Genomic DNA, 20,594 nt, shown 5'->3' with positions numbered 1-20,594 from the left:
CCTAGCGTGAGGTCGTCTGCCCCTCGACGCGTCGATAGACGCCCTCCGCCGTCCGCTGCCGCAGCTGGGAGCGGGCCGGCTCCTCGAGCGCATCCACCGCGTCGAGCAGCTCCTGTACGCCGGAGCGCAGGTCGAGAGGCACGGGGGCGATCGGCCAGTCCGAGCCGAACATCAGCCGCTGCGCCCCGAAGGCGTCGAGCGCGACCTCGAGCACCCGCGCCACGTCCCCCGGGCCGGGACCGAGACCGCTCGTGGACAGCCCCGAGACCTTCGCGACGACCGTGGGCACCTCCGCGGCCTCGCGCAGCTGCTCCTCCCACTGGCGCATCGCCGCGGCGTCCCCGAAGGGCGGCTTGGCGAGATGGTCGAGGACGACCACGAGCCCGGGGACCTCGCGGGCGACCCGCGTCGCCTGCCGCAGGTGGCGGGGGTAGGCGTCGGGGACGTCAAGGGGCAGGCCGCGGGCGGCAAGCAGCTGCAGGGAGCGGCGCACCGTCGCCCGGTCGAGGAAGCCCGGGTCGGGGTCGTCGTGCACGAGGTGCCGCACGCCGACGACGCGGTGCATCGCCGCGGGGTCGTCGAGCAGCTGGGCGACCTCGTGCGGGTCGTCGAGCGGCAGCCAGGCCACCACGTCGACCCGCTCGACCCCGCCGCTGCCGCCGCGGATCGTCCCCGCCTCGATCCGCTCGGCGGCGGCCTGCATCGCGAGGGTGTCCGTGCGGGTGTCGTCGGCCTGGACCAGCACTAGGCGGCGCACACCGACGGCGGCGAGCTGCGGGGCGACGTCCTCCCAGCGCACATCGCGACGCAGACCCTCAGGCGCTCCCGCGAGCCATCCGTAGCCGCCGCCGGAGAGGTCCCACAGGTGCAGGTGGGTGTCCGTGAGACCTGCGTGATCAGGCACCGAGCTCCTCCCACAGCGCCGCGGGGATCTCCCGGTGGAACCGCTCGAGGTTCTGGCGGACCTGGGCCCCGGTCCGCATGCCGAGCACTACGGAGCCGATCGCGGGGTGGCGACGCGGGAACTGCAGGGCGAGGTCCGGCAGCTCGACGCCGTGCCGGACGGCGAGCGCGGCGAGCTCCCGGGCCCGCTCGAGCATCTCCGTCGGCGCCTGCCCGTACTCGTAGTGGGAGTCCTGGGGCACCTCGGGACGGGAGAGGATCCCGGAGTTGAACACCGAGACGGCCACGACCTGCACGTCGTGCTCGAGGCAGGCGGGCAGCAGCTCGGCGGCGGCGGGCTGCTCGAGCAGCGTGTAGCGGCCGGAGAGCATGACCACGTCGAGCAGCCCGGTGCGGACGGCGCGGGTGAGGACGTCCGCGTTCTTCGAGCCGACGCCGACGTGGCTGATCAGCCCCTCCTCGCGCATCGCGGCGAGGGCGGGGAGCGCTTCCTCGATGCCCTGGTCGACGGGCCCCTCCTCGGGGTCGTGGAGGTAGAGCACGTCGACGCGGTCGAGGCCGAGGCGCTCGAGGGACTGCTCGTGGCTCGCCCGCACCCCCTTTTCGCTCATGTCCCACCGCCGGACGAGGTCGTCGGGGACGGCGAACTCGTGGGCCATGTCGTCGCCGGTGCCGGGGCCGGGGACGAGGAGCCGGCCGACCTTGGTGGAGAGCACGTACTCGTCGCGGGGCCGGTCCCGCAGGAGCGCGCCGAGACGGCGCTCGCTCGTGCCGACGCCGTAGTGCGGGGCGGTGTCGAACATCCGCAGCCCGCCCTCCCAGGCGGCGTCGACCGCGCCGCGCGCCTCCTCGTCAGTGGTCACACGGAAGATGTTGCCGAGCTGGGCGGCGCCGAAGCCGAGCTCCGGCAGGCGGGCGGCGGGGGTCATCGCATCGCTCCTTCATCGGGGGCGTCGAGTCGGATCTCGAGGACGGGCAGCAGCACGTCGGGGCGGCGGATCGGCAGCGTGAACGTCACGACGTCGGCGCCCAGGCCGCGGGCGGTGGTGTTCCAGGCCCGCCGCTCCGGGTCGATGGTCTCGAAGGGCACCTCGGAGCCGTCGTGCAGCAGCCGCGCGAAGCGGACCCGCCCCGCGAGGCCGCGCACGTGCAGGTGCTGCATCGGCCAGGCCGTGAGGTGGACGTAGAGGCGGTCGCCGCGGCGGGTGAGCAGGGTGCCCTGCGGCGCGTCGACGCCGTCGGCCGGTCCGGCGCCGTGCACGGAGTCGCCGTGCAGCGCCATCCACTCCCCGAGCGCGCCGAGCGTCGCCCGGTCGACGGGGGTGAGGGCGCCGCGGCCGTCGGGCCCGATGTTCAGCAGCAGGTTCCCGTTCTTCGCGACGGAGTCGACGAGCATCCGAGCCAGCAGGTCCGGGCTCTTGTGGTCGAGGTTGTCGCGGTCGTACCCCCAGGAGCCGTTGAGGGTCTGACACGCCTCCCATCGCACGAGCTCGCCCTGCTCGTCGCGCATCGGCGCGGCGGGCTGGTACTGCTCGGGCGTGACGAGGTCGCCGGGGAGCCCGAGCCGGTCGTTGACGAGGCAGCCCGGCTGCAGCTCGCGCACCATCGCGAGCAGCGCCTCGGCGTCCCAGTCCTCAGGCCCCTTGCCGTGTGGCCCGGGATAGGTGAAGTCGAAGAAGAGATAGTCGATCTGCCCGTAGCCGGTGAGCAGCTCCCGCACCTGGGCGTGGAGGAAGGCGCGGTAGCGGTCCATGTCGCGGGTCGCGTTCAGCGCGTCGACGTCGTCACGGCCGCGCAGCGGGTGGTGCTCATCGATCGTGAAGTCGGGATGGTGCCAGTCGATGAGCGAGTGGTAGAGGCCGACGCGCAGCCCCTCGGCCCGCATCGCGTCGACGAACTCGCGCACCAGGTCGCGGCCGCAGACCGCCGGGGCGGAGTAGTCGCTGTGCGCGGTCTCGAAGAGGCTGAACCCCTCGTGGTGCTTGGTGGTGAGGACGGCGTAGCGCATGCCGGCCGCGCGGGCGGTGCGGGCGAGGTCCGCCGCGTCGAAGCGGTCGGGGTCGAACTCCTCGGCATAGCGGGCGTACTCGTCGGGATCGCGAAGCTCGCGCGACATGACCCACTCGTGGCGGGCCGGTATCGCGTACAGCCCGAAGTGGATGAACAGCCCGAAGCGGGCCTCGTCGAACCAGGCGACGGAGGACTCAGACGGCGAGGACATGGTGGGGATCCTTCCAGACGGCGCCGTCCGGGAACAGGTGCGGCGCGAGGGAGTCGGGGAGCATGCGGGCGCTCGCCCCGGGCAGGGACGGGGCACGGTAGCTGCCGTCGACGATCACCACGGGGTCCTCGAAGTGCTCGTGGAGGTGGTGCACGTACTCGATGAAGCGGTCCTCCCGCTCCCCCGCGATGACCGCGGCGTCGAGGAAGGCGTAGTGCTGGACCAGCTCGCAGAGGCCGACCCCGCCCGCATGCGGGCAGACGGGCACGTCGAACTTCGCGGCGAGCAGCAGGATGGCCAGGTTCTCGTTGACGCCGCCGACGCGGGCGGCGTCCAGCTGGAGCACGTCGACGGCGCCGGCCTGCAGCAGCTGCTTCGCGACGATGCGGCTCTGCATCTGCTCGCCGGTCGCGACGGGCAGCGGGGCGACGGCGCGGCGGATCGCGGCGTGGGCGAGGACGTCGTCGGGGCTCGTCGGCTCCTCGATCCAGGCGGGGCGAAAGGGCGCGAGCCGCTCGAGCCAGGCGATCGCGTCGGCGACGTCCCAGCGCTGGTTCGCGTCGGTCGCGACGGGGAAGTCCTCCCCGAGCGTCTCGCGGGTCAGGCGCAGGCGGCGCACGTCGTCCTCGACGTCGGCGCCGACCTTGAGCTTGACCATCCGGAAGCCCTCGTCGCGTGCCTCGCGCAGGAGGCGCACGAGCTTCTCGTCGCTGTAGCCGAGCCAGCCGGGGGTCGTGGTGTATGCGGGGACGCCGTGAGCCTCGAGGGCGGTGATCCGCTCCGCCTTGCCCACCGCGCCGCGGCGCAGGATCTCGAGCGCCTCCTCGCGGGTGAGCGCGTCGGTGAGATAGCGGAAGTCGACGAGGTCCACGAGATCCTCGGGGGTCATGGTCGCGAGCAGCTTCCACAGCGGCAGGCCCGCGCGGCGCGCCCTCAGGTCCCAGGCGGCGTTGACCACGGCCCCGATCGCCATGTGCATGACACCCTTCTCCGGGCCGAGCCAGCGCAGCTGCGAGTCGCCGACCAGCTCGCGGGAGAAGCCGCCGAGATCCGCGAGCAGCGTCTCGACGTCGCGCCCGACGACATGCCCACGGAGAGCGTCGATCGCGGCGCACTGCACGTCGTTGCCGCGGCCGATCGTGAACACGAACCCGTAGCCGGCGTCGCCGTCGCTGGTGAGGAGCTCGACGTAGGCCGCGGAGTAGTCGGGGTCGGGGTTCATCGCGTCGGAACCGTCGAGGTCCCGGGAGGTCGGGAAGCGGACGTCGCTCACGCGGAGGTCGATCAGGGTGCTGGGGGTGGTCATCGCGTCTCCAGGGCCAGATGGTCACGGCGTGCAGAAGACCGCCAGTGATCGGATGTCTTGGAGTGTAGAGCTCGCCGAAACATCGGACAACTCTGGCTCGGTTTCGCCGGCGAGTCCATCGCCGAAGGGTGGCATCTCCGGATTGAGCGGAGAATTCCGGCTTTCCGCCCGAAGGGTCGGCATGGTCATCCCACGCCCCGGGCACCGACGTTGGCAAGACCTCGGACCTGTGTCATGATGTCGCCGACCCTCGACGAGGAGGGTCTGGAGAGAGATGGGACAACGATGGCCGTCGAGACCGCAGTCGCACCACCGGACGCCCCCACGGCGTCCCCCCGCCGCATCCGGGAGCCCCGGTCGGACAAGATCCTGCACGCGATCATGCTGACGCTGCTGTGCCTGTTCACGCTCACGATCGTCTACCCGTTCGTCTACATCGTCAGCGCGTCGTTCTCCGATCCGACGGCGGTGATCTCCGGGGAGATGTGGCTGTGGCCGGTCGGGTTCAGCCTCGACGCCTACCAGGCGGTCCTCGACTACCCCGCGATCACCCGCGGCTTCTTCAACTCGCTGCTGTACTCCGGGGCCGCGATGCTCGTGGGCACCGCCGTGACCCTGATGGGCGGCTACGCCCTCTCGCGCAGGGACCTCGTCGGCAATGGCCCGATCACCATGATCTTCGTGCTGACCATGATGTTCTCCGGCGGCATGATCCCCACCTATCTCGTGGTCAAGGACCTCGGGATGCTCAACACCATCTGGGCGATGATCCTGCCCGGCGCCGTCAGCGTCTGGCAGCTCATCGTGACCCGCACCTTCTTCCAGGTCACCATCCCCCACGAGCTGCTCGAGTGCTCCCGCCTGGACGGCGCGAACGACCTGCGCTTCTTCGCGCAGGTGGTGATTCCGCTGTCCAAGCCGATCATCGCCGTGAACCTGCTGCTGTACGGCGTCGCCACATGGAACGCGTACTTCAACGGCCTCATCTACCTCACCGACGAGTCGCTGTACCCGCTCCAGCTCGTCATGCGGAACATCCTCCTGGAGAACACCTTCGACCCCTCGAAGATGGCCAACGCCGACCCGACCAGGATCGCCGCGATGCAGCAGCTCGCGGACAAGCTCAAGTACGCGCTGATCATCATCGCGTCCGTCCCCCCGCTCATCGCCTACCCGTTCGTGCAGAAGCACTTCGTCAAGGGCATGATGATCGGCTCCCTGAAGGGTTGAGACACCGATGACCACCGACCAGTCCCAGGCATCGTTCGTCGACCAGCTCCGCGTCGACGACACCCCGAGGCGCCGCCGCGGCAAGGACGCCCCGCCCGTCCTCCCCCAGCGAAAGCGGCCGCTCTCTCAGCGGATCCTCCGCTCCTGGCAGCTGTACCTGCTGCTCATCCCTGCGATCCTGTGGGTCGCGATCTTCGCCTACTGGCCCATGTACGGCATCCAGATCGCGTTCCGCGACTTCACCCCCGTCGGCGGCATCACCGGCTCCGAGTGGGTCGGGATGAAGCACTTCGAGCGCTTCGTCGAGAGCTACAACTTCTGGCCCCTGATCCGCAACACGCTCGTCCTCGCGTTCTACGAGCTGATCGCTGGATTTCCCGTCCCGATCATCCTCGCACTCGCGCTGAACGGGATCCGCCAGAAGTACTTCTCGCGCGTCGTCCAGCTCATCACCTACGCCCCGAACTTCATCTCCGTCGTCGTGGTCGTCGGCATCCTCGTGATGCTCCTGGACCCGCAGACCGGCATCGTGCCTCACGCGCTCTCCCTGCTGGGCATCGACCCGCCCGCCTTCCTCACCGACCCGCAGTGGTTCCGCCACACCTATGTCTGGTCGGGGGTCTGGCAGACCGCCGGGTTCAGCGCGATCATCTACCTCGCCGCCCTCTCCTCCATCCCGCCGGAGCTGCACGAGGCCGCCAAGGTCGACGGCGCGAGCCACCTCCGCCGCATGTGGCACATAGACCTCCCCGCGATCATGCCGATCGCCATGGTGCTCCTGATCCTCTCGGTCGGCTCGATCATGTCGGTCGGCTTCGAGAAGGTCCTGCTCATGCAGAACCCGCTGAACCTCACCACCTCCCAGGTGATCGACACCTACGTCTACGAGGTCGGCCTCAAGAGCCCCATCCCCCAATACAGCTACGCCACCGCGATCGGCCTCTTCCGCAGCGTCGTCGGCCTCCTCCTCCTCATCGCCGTCAACGCCTTCTCGCGCCGCGTCACGAAGGCCGGCCTGTTCTGATCCTCCCGGCCGGAGGCCCTGGCCGACCCTCACCAGCACACCGGACATCGTCGTCAGGAGCTCCGCCATGACCGCACCCACCGATCCGACCCCCTCGCTGCCCGGCAGCGGGACCGTCCCCGATCAGGCGCCGGGCACGACCCGGCGCGGCTTCCTCGCCCGCGCCGGTCTCGGCGGCGCCGCCCTCGTGGCCGGCTCCGGCGCCCTCGCGGCCTGCTCCGACTCCGGCGGGAGCGGCGGCGACGGGGGCGGCGGAGCCGACTACGAGCAGGGCAGCGCCCCGCTGCAGGTCGAGCTCGGTCCCGAGATCGAGGGAGTGCTCTACCCCGAGGGGTATCAGGGGCCGCGGGCCCGGCAGCTCGAGCCCTTCGGGGACGGCGAGATCACCTTCACGATCCTGGGCCGCACCATCCCGGACCTCGACTACTCCACCAACTACTACGCCGGGCTCGTCGAGGAGAAGACCGGCGTGAAGGTCGAGTACCTCGAGGTGCCGCTCGGCGAGGACGGCCAGACGAAGGTCAACGCGATCCTCTCCGCGGGCGATCTGCCCGACGCGATGATGACCGGCATGGGCCTGTTCAGCACCTCGCAGGTCGCGGTGTACGGCCAGCAGGGCCTCTTCCAGCCCGTGGACCAGCTCATCGACGAGCACGCCCCGCACATCCGCGAGATGTTCGAGACCTTCCCCGACATGCGCTCGCTGTTCACCTCGCCCGACGGCCGCATGTACGCCGTCCCGTCGATGAACGACTGCTACCACTGCAAGATCGGCTCCGTCCGCACCTGGTACAACACCGACTGGCTGACCGAGGTCGGGGCAGAGGTGCCGCAGACCCTCGACGACTTCGACGCCCTGCTCGCGGAGTGGAAGGGCCTGCCCTCGCGAACCTCCTCCTCGCAGCTCGTCACCACCACCTCCGACACCGTCACGAGCCTGTTCACCTTCTTCCTCGGCTCCTTCCTCGAGATCTCCGCCGACAGCCGCCTGCTGCGCGACGGGAAGGTCACCTGGCTGCCCACCCTCGACGAGTACCGCGAGGGGATGATCTGGATCCAGGAGCAGTTCTCGAAGGGGCATTTCGACACCGCGATGTTCTCCGCCACCGAGGAACAGATCAAGCGTCTCGCCGACGCCCCCGAGGGGCCCCAGCTCGGCGTCACCTACGGCAACTCGCAGGGCTCGTTCAGCTCCGCCGCAGACCCGTCGGATCCCAGCAACCCCGCCGCGATCATGGTGCCTCTGCCGCCGATGGAGGGCCCCCGCGGCGTGCGCACGACCGACTGGGAGTGGTACTCGATCGGGTCCCCGAACTTCGTCATCACGAGCTCCTGCCAGGATCCCGTGACGATGATCCGCTGGGCCGACTACCAGTTCGAGCTGAGCCTCACGACCGCGATGGGCCGCGGCCAGGAGGGCCCCGGCTGGGTGTGGGCGGGCGAGGGGACGCTGGGCATCGACGGCGAGCAGGCCGTCTACGAGGTCGTCCCCGGCAGTACCGAGCTGAAGAACACCGGCTGGTGGGAGTGGGGCCCGTACTACAAGTCGATGGGCCAGCGCCACGGCGAGGCGGTCCAGGAGGGCACCACCTCGATCGAGCCGTCGCTCTACGAGTCGGCGGCGGCGTACGAGCCCTACCGGATCGCCAAGGAGTCCAAGATCCCCGAGCTCGCCTTCGACCTCGACCAGTCTGCCGAGATCGGCGAGATCGAGGCGAACCTCAACCAGCACCTCACCCAGAGCTTCGCGAACTTCGGCACCGGGAAGGCCGACGCCTCGAAGGACGCCGACTGGACCGCCTTCGTGGAGACCTTCTCGTCCATGGGGCTCGAGAGGTATCTCGAGATCACACAGTCGGCGTACGACGCCCAGGCCTGAGACCGCCCCGCCCCCGACCGTGCTCCCCTTCCACCCCTTCACCCCCTCGGAGACCACCATGACCACGTCCACCCCCGCCGCCCTCCTCGACCGCCGGCGCCTGCTGATCGGCCTCGGCGCGCTGCCCGGCGTCGCCGCCCTCGCCTCCTGCTCGGGCGGCGGATCCAGCGGATCCGGCGGCGACGTCCCGCAGGCGGAGTACGTGCAGGGCTCTTCCTCGCTCAAGGTCGGGCTCGGCCCGGAGATCGACGGCGTCCCGTACCCGGAGGGCTATGTCGGCCCGAAGGCACGGGAGTCCGAGCCCTTCGGCGACGGCGCCGAGTTCACGATCCTCACCCGGAGCGAGACGAACCTCGACCTCGCGAAGAACACCCACTCCCTCTATCTGGAGGAGAAGACGGGCGTGAAGATCACCTACGAGACCGTGCCCCAGGGCGAGGAGGGCGCCCCGAAAGTCAACGCGGTCATCTCGAGCGGCGATCTCCCGGATGCGCTCATGCTCGGCCCGGAGTGGATGGGCGGCTTCACGAAGGCGCAGCTGTACGTCTACGGCCAGCAGGGGCTCTTCCAGCCGCTGGACCAGCTGATCGACGAGTACGCCCCGCAGCTCCAGGAGCTCTTCGAGCAGAACCCGGACCTCCGCGCGACCTGGACCGCGCCGGATGGCGTCATGTACGCGATGCCCGCTGTGAACCAGTGCTACCACTGCGCCTCGTCGGCGGTGCGGACCTGGGTCCACCAGCCCACGCTCGACAAGGTGGGGATCAGTTCCCAGCCCACGACTCTCGACGAGTTCGAGGAGATGCTCATCGCGTTCAAGGGCTCCGACCCGGCGTACCGCCCGTTCAGCGGCGAGAAGTCGACGCCCCCGTTCGGGCTGATCGGCGCGGCGTTCCTGGACATCGGCGTCAACTGGCTGCGCCGCGACGGGGACCAGATCGTGTACACGCCGGTCGACGAGAAGTTCCGCCAGGTGCTGATCACGATGCACCGCTTCGTCGCCGACGGCCTCCTCGACCCGAACGCGTTCACGCAGGACGGCGACCAGCTCAAGCGCCTTACGATGGATCCCGCCGGCTCGAAGACCGGCGTGGTCCAGATGGGCTCCCAGGGTGGGTTCGCCGACATCGACTACTCCGACCCCGCGGCGCGCTACCGCGAGTTCGTGCCGCTCGCCCCCTTCAAGGGGCCGAACGGCGATCCGATCATCCCCTGGAACGAGTCCCACGGCGATGCGACCGGCCTCGTGATCACGAACGCCTGCGAGGATCCCGCGATGCTGGTCCGCTGGGCCGACTTCCAGCTGGGCCTCCTCCCCACCCTCGAGATGCGCCTCGGAGTCCTCGAGGAGCAGTGGACCTGGGCGAGCCCGGACGACCTCGGCATCGACGGGAAGAGCGCCGTCTACACGAAGATCCCCCAGGGTGAGGACGGCCCCTCGAACCTCACCTGGCCCGAGTTCGGCCCCTACAACCTGGGGATGGACGTCCGGCACGGCGAGGCGGTGGACCCCGAGAGCTCCATCGAGCCGATGCTCTACGACGCCGGCAAGCTGTACGAGCCGTACCGCAACGACCTCTCGGCGGTGTTCGCGAGCCCCTTCTTCGACGCGAACCAGTCCGCGGAGATCGGCGAGCTGCGCACCAACATCGACAGCGCCTTCGCGCAGGTGTCGACGCAGATGGTGCTCGGCGACCTCGACCCGAACGACGACGCCGACTGGGAGACCTACGTCGCCTCGATCACCAATGCGGGCCTCGAGCGCTACCTCGAGGTCCTCACCGAGGCGGACCGCGAGCGCGCCTGAGCGCCACCCGCCAGCGGAGCCCGGCTCCGAAGACAGCGCCCCCGTCCGGTCCGTCCGGGCGGGGGCGCTGCGTCGTCCCGGGCGGGCTCAGCCCGCGTCCGGCCGCTCGGTGCTCGCGGCGTAGAAGTCGCCGAGGTCCGGCACCGGCGCCCCGGTCGCATCGTGCACGAGCACCTGCTCGAGCACGGGCTCGTCCCCGTCGATCTCGATCACCAGCTCCGAGAGCGTCCGCGCCTCCCCGAGCTGGTGGATCCGGCGCACGCCTACGGTGAGGCCCTCGGCGAGCATCTCGCCGTCGGCCGTGCGGACGCGGTGCCCGCGCACGCGCTGGCCCTCCTCGAGCCGTTCGCGCAGCTCCACGTGGTCGGCACGCGTCCCCTCGGGGAGCCGGACCCGCACCGTCCCGTCGGCCGCGGCGACCATCTCCCCCACGACCGGGGCGCCGAAGCGCGCCCGGAGGGCCGTGCCGAGCTCGCGCACGCTCGCGGCGTCGGCCGGATCGATGCGGCCGCGCCGATCCGGCGGGATGTTCAACAACAGGTTCGCCCCCAGGCCGATCGAGCGGTCGTGGATCGCGAGGAGGTGGGGCAGGGACTTGGGGTCCTCCCCCTCCTGCCAGAACCAGCCCTTGCGCAGCGACACGTCGCACTCGGGCGGGAGGTACCGCGGGGCGTCCCGCTCGATGGTGTCCTCGTCGTAGTTGTTGAGGTCCGCGCTGGTGGTCACATACTCGACGGGGTCCGCGGCGAGGCCGTCCTCGTTGCCGACCCAGCGGATCGTCGCGGGGCCCATGTTGAAGACCATCGCGCCGGGCTGCAGCTCGGCGATGAGCGCGCCGATCCGCTCCCAGTCGTACTCGCGGCCCGCGGAGCCCGCGCCGTCGAACCAGAGCTCATGGAGCTCGCCGTAGTCCGTGCAGAGCTCGCGCAGCTGGGCGAGATAGAGCTCGTCGTACGCGGCCGGGTCCTCGTACCGGGGATCGTGACGGTCCCACGGCGAGAGGTAGAGGCCGAGCTTCATGTCGTGGCGGGCGCAGGAGTCCGCGAGCTCACGCACGAGATCGCCGCGTCCCTGCCGCCACGGGGAGGAGGCGACGGAGTAGTCGGTGGTCGCCGTCGGCCACAGGCAGAACCCGTCGTGGTGCTTGGCGGTGAGGACCACGTAGCGAGCGCCGAGCCGCGCGGCGGTGCGCACCCACTCGTCGGTGTCGAGATCGGAGGGATCGAAGATCTCCGGGGACAGCGTCCCATCGGACCATTCGAGGCCCGCGAAGGTGTTGACGCCGACGTGGAAGAACACGCCGAGTCCGTCCCGTTGCCAGGCGAGCTGGCTGGGAGTCGGGGCGAGGAGGGGAGGATGTGCAGCAGTGGACATGGGCCCATCCCATCAGACATCGGGTGTCTGAGGAAGGGGGCGTCCGGGAATCTCCCCACCCTCCTGTGTACCCTGCCTCACATGGAAGACACCCGCCGCGCCGGCCCGACGGAGATGCCCGGCTGGGCGGTCCGCATGAACGAGGCCATCGAGCTGCTCCTCACCCTCCTGCTCACCGGGATCATGTGGCTGGCCCTCACCCTCCTGGGACTTGTCGTGCTCGGCATCGGACCGGCGAGCAGCGCCGCGGCCGACGTCCAGCTCGCGCTGCGCGACGGGGAGCGACCCCGCGTGGTCTCGCGCATGTGGTCCACCTGGCGGGAGGAGCTGGTGCGAGGGAACCTCCGGATGCTGCCGCTGCTGCTGGTCCAAGCCGGTGCCGGATCGATGCTCTGGACCGTCTCGGCGGGGCTGTCCGACGGGCCGCTCGCCCTGCTCGCGACGGGCGTGCTTGCCGCGGTGAGCGGCGCCTGGGCGACCGTGAGCCTCGCGGTGATCGTCGCCGCCCCGCGGGTGCGCCGCCAGGACCTGCTCGTCACCTGGCGGCTCGCGCTGCTGCTGCCGGGGGCGATGCCGCTGCGTTCGATCGGCCTGCTACTGCTGCTGCTCGTCTGGGCCGTGGTGTGCTCCCTCGTGTGGCCGCTCGCCCTGCTGCTCGGCGCCTCCGTCTCGGCGCTGCTCGCGGTCTCGGTGCTCTCGCGCCGGATCCGGGTGCTGCTCGAGGACCTGGATCGGGGAGCTGCGGCGCGCGCCGTCCCCGGCGCCGATCAGGCCGCATCCCAGAGCGCAGCGCCGGGCGCGACGCCCGCCCGGGAGGGATAGGCTGGGCGGCACGCCCGCCCGGGATGCGCGAGGAGCCCCGCTCCGCCGCCCGGGGGCGACCTCGACGCTGGAACGGAGTGAGATGGCTGACCTGGACGTGACGCGTGCCGATGCGGTGCTGATCGGAGGCGGCATAGCCAGTGCCACCCTGGCGGCGCTGCTGAGCGAGCTGCAGCCCGACTGGCGGATCGTGGTCCTCGAGAAGCTCGACGGCCTCGGGCTCGAGTCGAGCGACGGCTGGAACAACGCCGGCACCGGCCACAGCGCCCTGTGCGAGCTCAACTACACGCCGCAGGACGTCGACGGCTCGGTGAGCCCCGCGAAGGCGATCGCCATCAACGAGCAGTTCCAGGTGTCCCGCCAGTTCTGGGCGCACCTCGTGGAGAACGACCGCATCGGCGATCCCTCCTCCTTCATCCACTCCGTGCCGCACATGAGCTTCGTGCACGGCCTCGACAACGTCGACTACCTGCGCCGCCGCCACGAGGCGCTCACCGCGAACCCGCTGTTCGACCGCATGGAGTTCACGACCGAGCACGCGCGCCTCGCCGAGTGGGCGCCGCTGGTCGCCGCCGAGCGTCCCGTCACGGAGACCATCGCCGCGACCTGGTCGCCGGACGGCACCGACGTCGACTTCGGCGCCCTCACCCGGCAGCTGCTGGACTTCGCGGGCCGCGTCGGCACCACCGTCTCCACCCGCTCCGAGGTCGTGGACCTGCGCCGCCTCGGCGCCGACTGGGGCGTCATGGTGCGCTCCACGGCCGACGACTCGATCCGCGTGCTCCGCGCCCCCGTCGTGTTCGTCGGCGCGGGCGGCAACGCCCTGCCGCTGCTGCAGAAGTCCGGGATCGACGAGATCCGCGGCTTCGGTGGCTTCCCGATCTCGGGCCAGTGGCTGCGCTGCACGAACCCCGAGGTCATCGACCGCCACGACGCGAAGGTGTACGGCAAGGCCGCCGTCGGCGCGCCGCCCATGAGCGTCCCGCACCTGGACACCCGCTACATCGGCGGCGAGCGCTCGCTGATGTTCGGCCCGTACGCCGGCTGGTCACCGAAGTTCCTCAAGACCGGCAGCTACACCGACCTCTTCGCGTCGGTGAAGCCTTCGAACGTCACCCAGATGATGGCGGTCGCCCCACCGAACCTGGACCTCATGGTCTACCTCGGCTCGCAGCTCGCGGCCACCCGGAAGAAGCGCTTCGAGGCGCTGCTGGAGTACATGCCCTCGGCCCGCGAGTCCGACTGGGAGCAGGTCACGGCCGGTCAGCGGGTGCAGGTCATCGCGCCCGATGCGGCGAAGCACGGGGTGCTGCAGTTCGGCACCCAGCTGATCACCGCGGCCGACGGGTCGATCGGCGGGATGCTCGGCGCCTCCCCCGGCGCGTCCACCGCGACCGACATCATGCTCACCATGCTGGGCCGCATGTTCCCCGAGCGGATCGACGCGTGGCGACCGACGATCACCCAGATGGTGCCGAGCTGGGGGACGCGCCTGTCGGACGACGCCGACATCGCGCACCGCTCCCTCGAGCACACCGCGGCCTCGCTCGGCCTCGACCACCCCTGAGCCGACGCGGCGCAACCGCGACAGAGGAGGAAGAACGTCCCATGCGGATTTCCCTGATGACCACGTGCCTGGTCGACGTGATGGCACCCGACGTCGCGCGCGCCACGGTGACCGTGCTCGAGCGGCTCGGCCACCAGGTCGTGTTCGACAAGCGGCAGACCTGCTGCGGCCAGATGCACACCAACACCGGCTACTACACGGAGGCCGCGCCCGTGGTGCGGCAGTTCGTGGACACCTATGAGCCGGCGCTCGAGACGGTCGACGCGATCGTCATGCCGTCCGGGTCCTGCGCCGGCTGCGTGCGGGACCAGCATGCGCTGGTCGCGCGGCACGAGGGGGACGGGGAGCTGGAGCAGCGCGCCGCCGCGGTCGCCGCGAAGACCTACGAGCTCTCCGAGCTGCTGGTCGACGTGCTCAAGGTGACCGACGTCGGCGCCTACTTCCCCCACTCGGTGACCTATCACCCCACGTGCCATTCGATGCGCGTGCTGAAGGTGGGGCCGCGTCCGCTCAAGCTGCTGCGGGCCGTCGAGGGCATCGAGGTGAAGAACCTCCCCGAGTCCGACACCTGCTGCGGCTTCGGCGGCACCTTCTCGGTGAAGAACGCCGACACCTCCGACGCGATGGTCACCGACAAGGCGAAGAACGTCGTCGCCTCCGGCGCCGAGTTCGTGGTCGCGGGCGACGCCTCGTGCCTGATGAACATCGGCGGGAAGCTCCGCCGCACCGGGGCGGCTCCGCGCCCCGTGCATCTCGCGCAGATCCTCGCCTCCACCCGCGAGGAGCCCTTCATCCCCTCGGAGACGATCCTCGGACGGAGCGCAGCGGTCTCATGAGCACGGTCGGTCGACGAACTGTGAGGAACGAGCGGGAGGAGATGACCCGATGAACACGGTGAACCTGGGCATCCCCACCATCCGCCCGCAGCACGCCTCCCCCTCCTCGAACCTGCGCGGGGAGCGCGGCTTCCCGGCCGCGGCCCATGACGAGCTGGGCAACGAGACCCTTCGCGGCAACCTCCGCCATGCCACGACCACGATCCAGGCCAAGCGCGCCGGAGTGGTCCGCGAGGTGCGTGACTGGCAGAAGCTCCGCAATGCCGGCTCGGCCCTGAAGTGGCAGGTCACCGATCATCTCCCGGAGCTGCTGGAGCAGCTGGAGGAGTCCGTCGTCGCCGCGGGCGGCGTGGTGCACTGGGCTCGTGACGCCGAGGAGGCGGGGGACATCGTCACCCGGCTCTGCCTCGAGCGGCAGGCCACCGAGGTGCTCAAGGTCAAGTCGATGGCCACCCAGGAGATCGGCCTGAACGAGACCCTCGAGCACGCTGGGATCCGGACCATCGAGTCCGATCTCGCCGAGCTCATCGTGCAGCTCGCCGACGACACCCCGTCGCACATCCTGGTCCCCGCGATCCACCGCAACCGCGCCGAGATCCGCGAGATCTTCCTCGCCGCCATGCCGGATCTGGATCCGTCGATCACCGATGAGCCGAAGGAGCTGGCCGAGGCCGCCCGCCGCTTCCTCCGCGAGAAGTTCCTGGACATGCCGGGGTCGGTCGCGATCTCCGGGGCGAACTTCGCCGTCGCCGAGACAGGCACCCTGGTGGTCGTGGAGTCCGAGGGGAACGGGCGCATGTGCCTGACCCTGCCGAAGACCCTCATCTCCGTGGTCGGGATCGAGAAGATCGTGCCGACCTTCCAGGATCTCGAGGTCTTCCTGCAGCTCCTCCCCCGGTCCTCGACCGGTGAGCGGATGAACCCGTACACGACCCTGTTCACGGGGGTGCACGAGGGCGACGGCCCCGAGGAGTTCCACCTGGTGCTGCTGGACAACGGCCGCTCGGCGGTGCTCGAGGACCCCGAGGGGCGCAGCGCCCTGCACTGCATCCGCTGCTCGGCCTGCCTGAACGTCTGCCCGGTGTACGCGCGCGCCGGCGGCCATGCCTACGGCTCGACCTATCCCGGACCGATCGGGGCGATCCTCTCCCCGCAGATGACCGGCACCTCGGGCACGGACGACCCGAACTCGACACTCCCCTACGCCTCGAGTCTGTGCGGCGCGTGCTACGACGTGTGCCCGGTGAAGATCAACATCCCCGAGATCCTGGTGCACCTGCGCGCCGAGGACGTCGACCGCCGTCGGGAGACACGCGGCGAGTTCCACGGCACCTGGGACGTGGCGCTGAAGGGGGCGAGCCGGCTCATGTCCTCGCCCCGCGCCTACGACGCCGCGGTCCGTTCGGCGGGGACCCTCGCCAAGGTGCTGCCCGGCGCGAACATCGGCAAGCTCCCCGGGATCCTGCCGCTCGTGCCCGGCTGGACCGACCACCGCGATCTCCCCAAGCCGGGGCAGTCCTTCCGCTCCTGGTGGGACGCGCGGGAGAAGGAGAAGGCGCGCGGCGGGAGCACCTCCGCCGCCCCCGCCACCGAGGACGGCGCCGACGGGCCGACGGCCGACGGACAGGAGCAGGCATGAACGAGTGGTCCGACTCCCGCCCCACCCGCACCCCGGGGATGAGCGCGAAGGAGGAGATCCTCGCGCGGGTCCGCACCGCGCTGGCCGCACCGCGCCGCGATGCGGTGACCGAGGCGGAGGACGTCCCCCGCGACTACCAGCGGGCCGACGACAAGCAGGAGGTCTCCACCGACCCCGGCAAGATCCGCGACGTCCTCGTCCAGCGGCTCGAGGACTACACCGCGACCGTGCACCGCACGACGCCCTCCGGCGTGGCGTCCGCGATCGCCGCCGCTCTCGGCGAGGCCCGCACCGTGGTGGTCCCCGCCGACCTGCCGACGGAGTGGACGAGCGGGGTCACCGCCGAGATCACCACCGACGACGGCACCGCCACCCCGCGGGATCTCGACCGGATCGACGCCGTGCTTACCGGCTGCCACACGGCGATCGCGCTGACCGGCACCATCGTGCTGCGCGGGGACGGGACCGGCGGTCGTCGCGCGATCTCGCTCGTCCCCGACCATCACGTGATCGTCGTCGAGGCGGAGCAGGTCGTGCTCGGCGTCCCGAAGGGCATCGAGCGCATGGCCGAGGACGCCCGGGCGGCGTGGACCATGATCTCCGGGCCCAGCGCCACGAGCGACATCGAGCTGGACCGCGTCGAGGGCGTGCACGGACCGCGCCGGCTCGACGTGGTGCTCATCGACCCCGAACCGGAGCCCGAGCCCGAGCCCGCCGACGCAGCACCCTCCCCCGTCGCCCGTCCCCGCCAGGAGCGCACCGCATGAGCGAGACCCCCGTCCCCGCCGACCGCACCCCCGTCGCCGCCCGTGACCGCGGCGACCTGCTCGAGATCGCGGCCGGCCCCTACCGCGCCGGGATCTCGCTGGTCGGCGCGACCGTCGAGCACCTCACCGTCGACGGTCGCGATCTGCTGGTGCGGAGCCCCGAGACGGGGCCGATGCGCTTATACCGGGGTGCGGTCGTCGCCCCCTGGCCGAACCGGATCGGCGACGGCCGCTACACCTGGGACGGGCAGGAGATCCAGACCGCCCTGACCGAGCCGGACCGCGGCAACGCCCTCCACGGGCTGGTGTCCTTCCAGGCCTTCGTCCCGGTCAGCGTCTCCGGGGACGAGGTGGTGCTGCGGACCGAGCTGTTCCCCTCCCCCGGCTACCCCTTCCATCTGCTGCTCACCGTCCGCCACGCCGTCGAGCCCGAGGCCGGGCTGGTCAGCACGGTCACCGCCCTGAACCTCGGCGGCCAGGACGCGCCCTACGGCGTGTGCCCGCACCCCTACCTCGTCGCAGGCCCCGAGCCGCTCGACACCTGGAGCCTGACGATGGGCGCCGGCACGGTGATGACCGTGACCGAGGACCGCCTGCTGCCGACGGGCACGGCGCCGGTCGGACCGGGCGACCCCTTCGACTTCCGGTCGCCGCGGCCGATCGCGGATCTCTTCATCGATCACGCGTTCACCGATCTGGTCCGTGAGGACGACGGGACCTTCCGCGTGCGCCTGGACGCCCCCGGCGGCACCGGGGTGGAGATGAGCGCGGGCACCGAGTGCAGCTGGCTCCAGGTGCACACCGGTGACCGGCCCGAGCCCGAGGAGAACCGCCTCGGGCTCGCGGTCGAGCCGATGACCTGCCCGCCGGATGCATTCCGCTCGGGCACGGACGTGGTGCGCCTCGCCCCGGGCCAGCAGCACGAGGCCTCCTGGAGCATCCGCGGCTGGTGAGGCGTCTCCCCGGGGATCCCCCGGGTGAGTCCCACCCCTGGACGCACGACGAGGGCCTGTCGCCGATCGGCGACAGGCCCTCGCGCGCTGTCCGGGACACGCGGTACGTCCGGTGATCAGTCCTTGTGCGCGTCCTCGTAGGCCTTGCGGATGGTGCCCGAGATACGGCCGCGGTCGGGGACCTCGTAGCCGGCCGAGCGGGCCCACTCGCGGATGCGCGAGGAATCGTTGGATCCCGACTTGGCGGGGGCGGAGCCGCCGGCGCGACCGCCGCGGCGACCGCCCACGCGGCGGCCCTTCTCGGCCCAGGCGCCGAGCTCCTCGCGGAACTTCGCGGCGTTCTCCTCGGAGAGATCGATCTCGTAGGCCACGCCGTCCAGGGCGAAGCTCACCGTCTGCTCGGCCTTTCCGCCGTCAAGGTCGTCGATGAGCTCCACAAAAGTCTTTCGTGCCACAGGGGTTCTCCCTCGTCGATAGGGGTGCAATGCGCTCCGGACCGAGTCAGTCCGAGATTGCACACAGTATCCACATGCTCCGAGCGAGAATCAATCCATTTCGCGTGTCGGGGTCTGATTCTTCACGGAATCCTCGCGGGACATCGCCTCGCGGATTTCGTGTTCCGCAATTCGGTCCGCCTCCCGCTCCCCGCGATCCGCGCGCATCATCGCCCGGATCACGAACCAGAAGAGCAGGCCCACACCGATCGACGGGAGCAGCGACCCCGCCTCGAACCAGAATCCGCTGTCCATCTCAGGCCCCCGGCTTCACCAGCGGGAAGAGGATCGTCTCGCGGATACCGAGGCCGGTCAGGGCCATCAGCAGCCGATCCACGCCCATGCCCATCCCGCCCGTCGGGGGCAGGGCGTACTCCATCGCCTCGAGGAAGTCCTCGTCGAGCCGCATCGCCTCGTCGTCGCCCTGGGCCGCGAGCTGCGCCTGCTGGGCGAAGCGTTCGCGCTGGATGACGGGGTCGACGAGCTCGGAGTAGCCGGTGCCGAGCTCGAAGCCGCGCACGTACAGGTCCCACTTCTCGACCACGCCGGGAGTGGAGCGGTGGGCGCGCACGAGCGGGCTGGTCTCGACGGGGAAGTCGCGCACGAACGTCGGCTCGTACAGGTGGTCGCCCACGCGATGCTCGAACAGCTCCTCGACCAGCTTCCCGTGCCCGAAGCGCGGGTGGTCCAGGTCGAGATCGAGCGATCGCGTGATCGCGCGCAGCTCCTCGACGGAGGTCTCGGGGGTGATCTCCTGCCCGAGGGATTCCGAGAGGGATCCGTAGACGGTGATCTGCCTCCATTCCCCGGAGAAGTCGTACTCGGAGCCGTCGGCGAGGGTGACGATCTGCGATCCCGTCGCCTGCTCCGCGGCCTCCTGGACGAGGGATCGGGTGAGATCACCGATCGAGTCGTAATCCCCGTATGCCTGATATGCCTCGAGCATCGCGAACTCGGGGGAATGGGTCGAATCGGCGCCCTCGTTGCGGAAGTTCCGGTTGATCTCGAACACTCGCTCCAGTCCGCCCACGGCGGCCCGCTTGAGGAAGAGCTCCGGGGCGATGCGCAGGAAGAGGTCGAGGTCGAAGGCGTTCATGTGGGTCACGAACGGACGGGCCGCCGCCCCCGAGGGGACGACCTGCAGCATCGGGGTCTCGACCTCGACGAAGTCCCGCTCGCGGAAGGAGGATCGCAGGGAGTGCATGACCTCGGCGCGCTGACGGACGGTGTCCCGGGCCTGCTGGCGCACGATGAGGTCGACGTAGCGGCGACGCACCCGCGACTCCTCGGAGAGGTCGGCGTGCAGCACCGGGAGCGGGCGGACGGCCTTCGCGGCCATCTGCCAGGAGTCGGCGAAGATGCTCAGCTCCCCGCGGCGGGAGGCGCCGACGCGACCGTGGAAGAACACATGGTCGCCGAGGTCGACATCGGCCTTGAGGTCGGCGAGGCGCTCCTCCCCGATCTCGGCCAGGGAGGCCATCACCTGGAGCCGCTCGCCGGCGCCGTCCTGGAGGGTGATGAAGGCGAGCTTGCCGGTGCTGCGCTGGAAGACGACGCGCCCGGCGACGCCCACGACGTCCTCGGTCTCCTGGCCCGCCTCGAGGTGGCCGTACGCGGCGCGCACCGCCGCGATGCTCGTCGTCACCGGGACGGAGACGGGGTAGGCCTCCTCCCCGCGCGCCAGCAGGCGCTCCCGCTTGGCCTTGCGGACCGCCACCTGGTCGGAGGTGTCGGTCTGGTCCGGGGCAGGGAGGTTCTCGCTCATGGCCGCG

The 20,594-nt window shown here is 70.7% G+C and carries 18 protein-coding genes; 10 read left to right on the top strand and 8 right to left on the bottom strand.

Features of this window, described 5'->3' with window-relative positions; all coding sequences use genetic code 11:
- Nucleotide 1 precedes the first annotated feature (1 nt).
- Genes V1260_RS01430 through V1260_RS01415 form a run of 4 tightly spaced genes read right to left on the bottom strand, consistent with a single transcriptional unit; the run spans nucleotide 2 to nucleotide 4,430 of the window.
- Nucleotides 2-904 (bottom strand): amidohydrolase family protein, encoded by a 903-nt coding sequence (locus V1260_RS01430; RefSeq protein ID WP_329745012.1) that lies wholly within the window; start codon nucleotides 902-904, stop codon nucleotides 2-4.
- The gene (locus tag V1260_RS01425) at nucleotides 897-1,832 is read right to left on the bottom strand and encodes an aldo/keto reductase (protein ID WP_329745011.1); all 936 of its coding nucleotides are present in this window, start codon (nucleotides 1,830-1,832) and stop codon (nucleotides 897-899) included. Before V1260_RS01425 ends, V1260_RS01430 begins: the two co-directional genes overlap by 8 nt.
- Nucleotides 1,829-3,124 carry an alpha-L-fucosidase gene (locus V1260_RS01420; protein ID WP_329745010.1) on the bottom strand — a complete coding sequence of 432 codons (1,296 nt, stop codon included), beginning with the start codon at nucleotides 3,122-3,124 and terminating at the stop codon, nucleotides 1,829-1,831. Before V1260_RS01420 ends, V1260_RS01425 begins: the two co-directional genes overlap by 4 nt.
- Nucleotides 3,108-4,430, bottom strand: coding sequence for an enolase C-terminal domain-like protein (locus V1260_RS01415; RefSeq protein WP_329745009.1), 1,323 nt, complete (start codon nucleotides 4,428-4,430; stop codon nucleotides 3,108-3,110). The genes V1260_RS01420 and V1260_RS01415 overlap by 17 nt, the downstream gene beginning before the upstream one ends.
- 234 nt (nucleotides 4,431-4,664) lie before the next feature.
- Between V1260_RS01415 and V1260_RS01410 the strand changes: the two genes are divergently transcribed.
- The 4 genes from V1260_RS01410 to V1260_RS01395 all read left to right on the top strand — a co-directional run bounded on the left by V1260_RS01410 (nucleotide 4,665) and on the right by V1260_RS01395 (nucleotide 10,370).
- Nucleotides 4,665-5,660, top strand: coding sequence for a carbohydrate ABC transporter permease (locus V1260_RS01410; protein WP_329745008.1), 996 nt, complete (start codon nucleotides 4,665-4,667; stop codon nucleotides 5,658-5,660).
- Between the two features lie 7 nt (nucleotides 5,661-5,667).
- Complete coding sequence (locus tag V1260_RS01405; protein ID WP_329745007.1) at nucleotides 5,668-6,684, top strand: ABC transporter permease; 1,017 nt, start codon at nucleotides 5,668-5,670, stop codon at nucleotides 6,682-6,684.
- Nucleotides 6,685-6,751: 67 nt separating this feature from the next.
- The gene (locus V1260_RS01400; protein ID WP_329745006.1) at nucleotides 6,752-8,563 is read left to right on the top strand and encodes an extracellular solute-binding protein; all 1,812 of its coding nucleotides are present in this window, start codon (nucleotides 6,752-6,754) and stop codon (nucleotides 8,561-8,563) included.
- A 58-nt stretch (nucleotides 8,564-8,621) separates the two neighbouring features.
- Nucleotides 8,622-10,370, top strand: a complete 1,749-nt coding sequence (locus tag V1260_RS01395; RefSeq protein WP_329745005.1) for an extracellular solute-binding protein — start codon at nucleotides 8,622-8,624, stop codon at nucleotides 10,368-10,370.
- An 87-nt stretch (nucleotides 10,371-10,457) separates the two neighbouring features.
- Here the strand turns inward: V1260_RS01395 and V1260_RS01390 are convergent, their stop codons facing one another.
- A complete protein-coding gene (locus V1260_RS01390; protein ID WP_329745004.1) occupies nucleotides 10,458-11,744 on the bottom strand; it encodes an alpha-L-fucosidase in 1,287 nt (428 codons plus the stop codon).
- 81 nt (nucleotides 11,745-11,825) lie between these two features.
- Between V1260_RS01390 and V1260_RS01385 the strand changes: the two genes are divergently transcribed.
- From V1260_RS01385 to V1260_RS01360, 6 genes are all read left to right on the top strand, one after another.
- A complete protein-coding gene (locus tag V1260_RS01385; protein WP_329745003.1) occupies nucleotides 11,826-12,566 on the top strand; it encodes a DUF624 domain-containing protein in 741 nt (246 codons plus the stop codon).
- Between the two features lie 82 nt (nucleotides 12,567-12,648).
- Nucleotides 12,649-14,133 (top strand): malate:quinone oxidoreductase, encoded by a 1,485-nt coding sequence (locus V1260_RS01380; protein ID WP_329745002.1) that lies wholly within the window; start codon nucleotides 12,649-12,651, stop codon nucleotides 14,131-14,133.
- 41 nt (nucleotides 14,134-14,174) lie between these two features.
- Nucleotides 14,175-14,969: a (Fe-S)-binding protein gene (locus V1260_RS01375; protein ID WP_329745001.1), complete on the top strand. Its 795-nt coding sequence runs from the start codon at nucleotides 14,175-14,177 to the stop codon at nucleotides 14,967-14,969.
- 49 nt (nucleotides 14,970-15,018) lie between these two features.
- Entirely contained in the window at nucleotides 15,019-16,608 is a 1,590-nt protein-coding gene (locus V1260_RS01370; protein WP_329745000.1) for a lactate utilization protein B, read from the top strand.
- A complete protein-coding gene (locus tag V1260_RS01365) occupies nucleotides 16,605-17,375 on the top strand; it encodes a LutC/YkgG family protein (RefSeq protein WP_329744999.1) in 771 nt (256 codons plus the stop codon). Before V1260_RS01370 ends, V1260_RS01365 begins: the two co-directional genes overlap by 4 nt.
- Nucleotides 17,372-18,328, top strand: coding sequence for an aldose 1-epimerase family protein (locus V1260_RS01360; protein WP_329744998.1), 957 nt, complete (start codon nucleotides 17,372-17,374; stop codon nucleotides 18,326-18,328). The genes V1260_RS01365 and V1260_RS01360 overlap by 4 nt, the downstream gene beginning before the upstream one ends.
- A gap of 116 nt (nucleotides 18,329-18,444) precedes the next feature.
- Here the strand turns inward: V1260_RS01360 and V1260_RS01355 are convergent, their stop codons facing one another.
- The 3 genes from V1260_RS01355 to lysS all read right to left on the bottom strand — a co-directional run bounded on the left by V1260_RS01355 (nucleotide 18,445) and on the right by lysS (nucleotide 20,587).
- The gene (locus V1260_RS01355; RefSeq protein ID WP_329744997.1) at nucleotides 18,445-18,783 is read right to left on the bottom strand and encodes a histone-like nucleoid-structuring protein Lsr2; all 339 of its coding nucleotides are present in this window, start codon (nucleotides 18,781-18,783) and stop codon (nucleotides 18,445-18,447) included.
- A 90-nt stretch (nucleotides 18,784-18,873) separates the two neighbouring features.
- Nucleotides 18,874-19,077, bottom strand: coding sequence for a hypothetical protein (locus V1260_RS01350; protein WP_329744996.1), 204 nt, complete (start codon nucleotides 19,075-19,077; stop codon nucleotides 18,874-18,876).
- Between the two features lies 1 nt (nucleotide 19,078).
- Nucleotides 19,079-20,587, bottom strand: a complete 1,509-nt coding sequence (lysS, locus tag V1260_RS01345; RefSeq protein WP_329744995.1) for a lysine--tRNA ligase — start codon at nucleotides 20,585-20,587, stop codon at nucleotides 19,079-19,081.
- Nucleotides 20,588-20,594: the final 7 nt, after the last annotated feature.

The organism is Brachybacterium sp. J144 (genome assembly GCF_036321705.1).
In the GTDB taxonomy this organism is placed as follows: Bacteria; Actinomycetota; Actinomycetes; order Actinomycetales; family Dermabacteraceae; genus Brachybacterium.
This window is presented reverse-complemented; position numbering and strand designations above follow the sequence as displayed.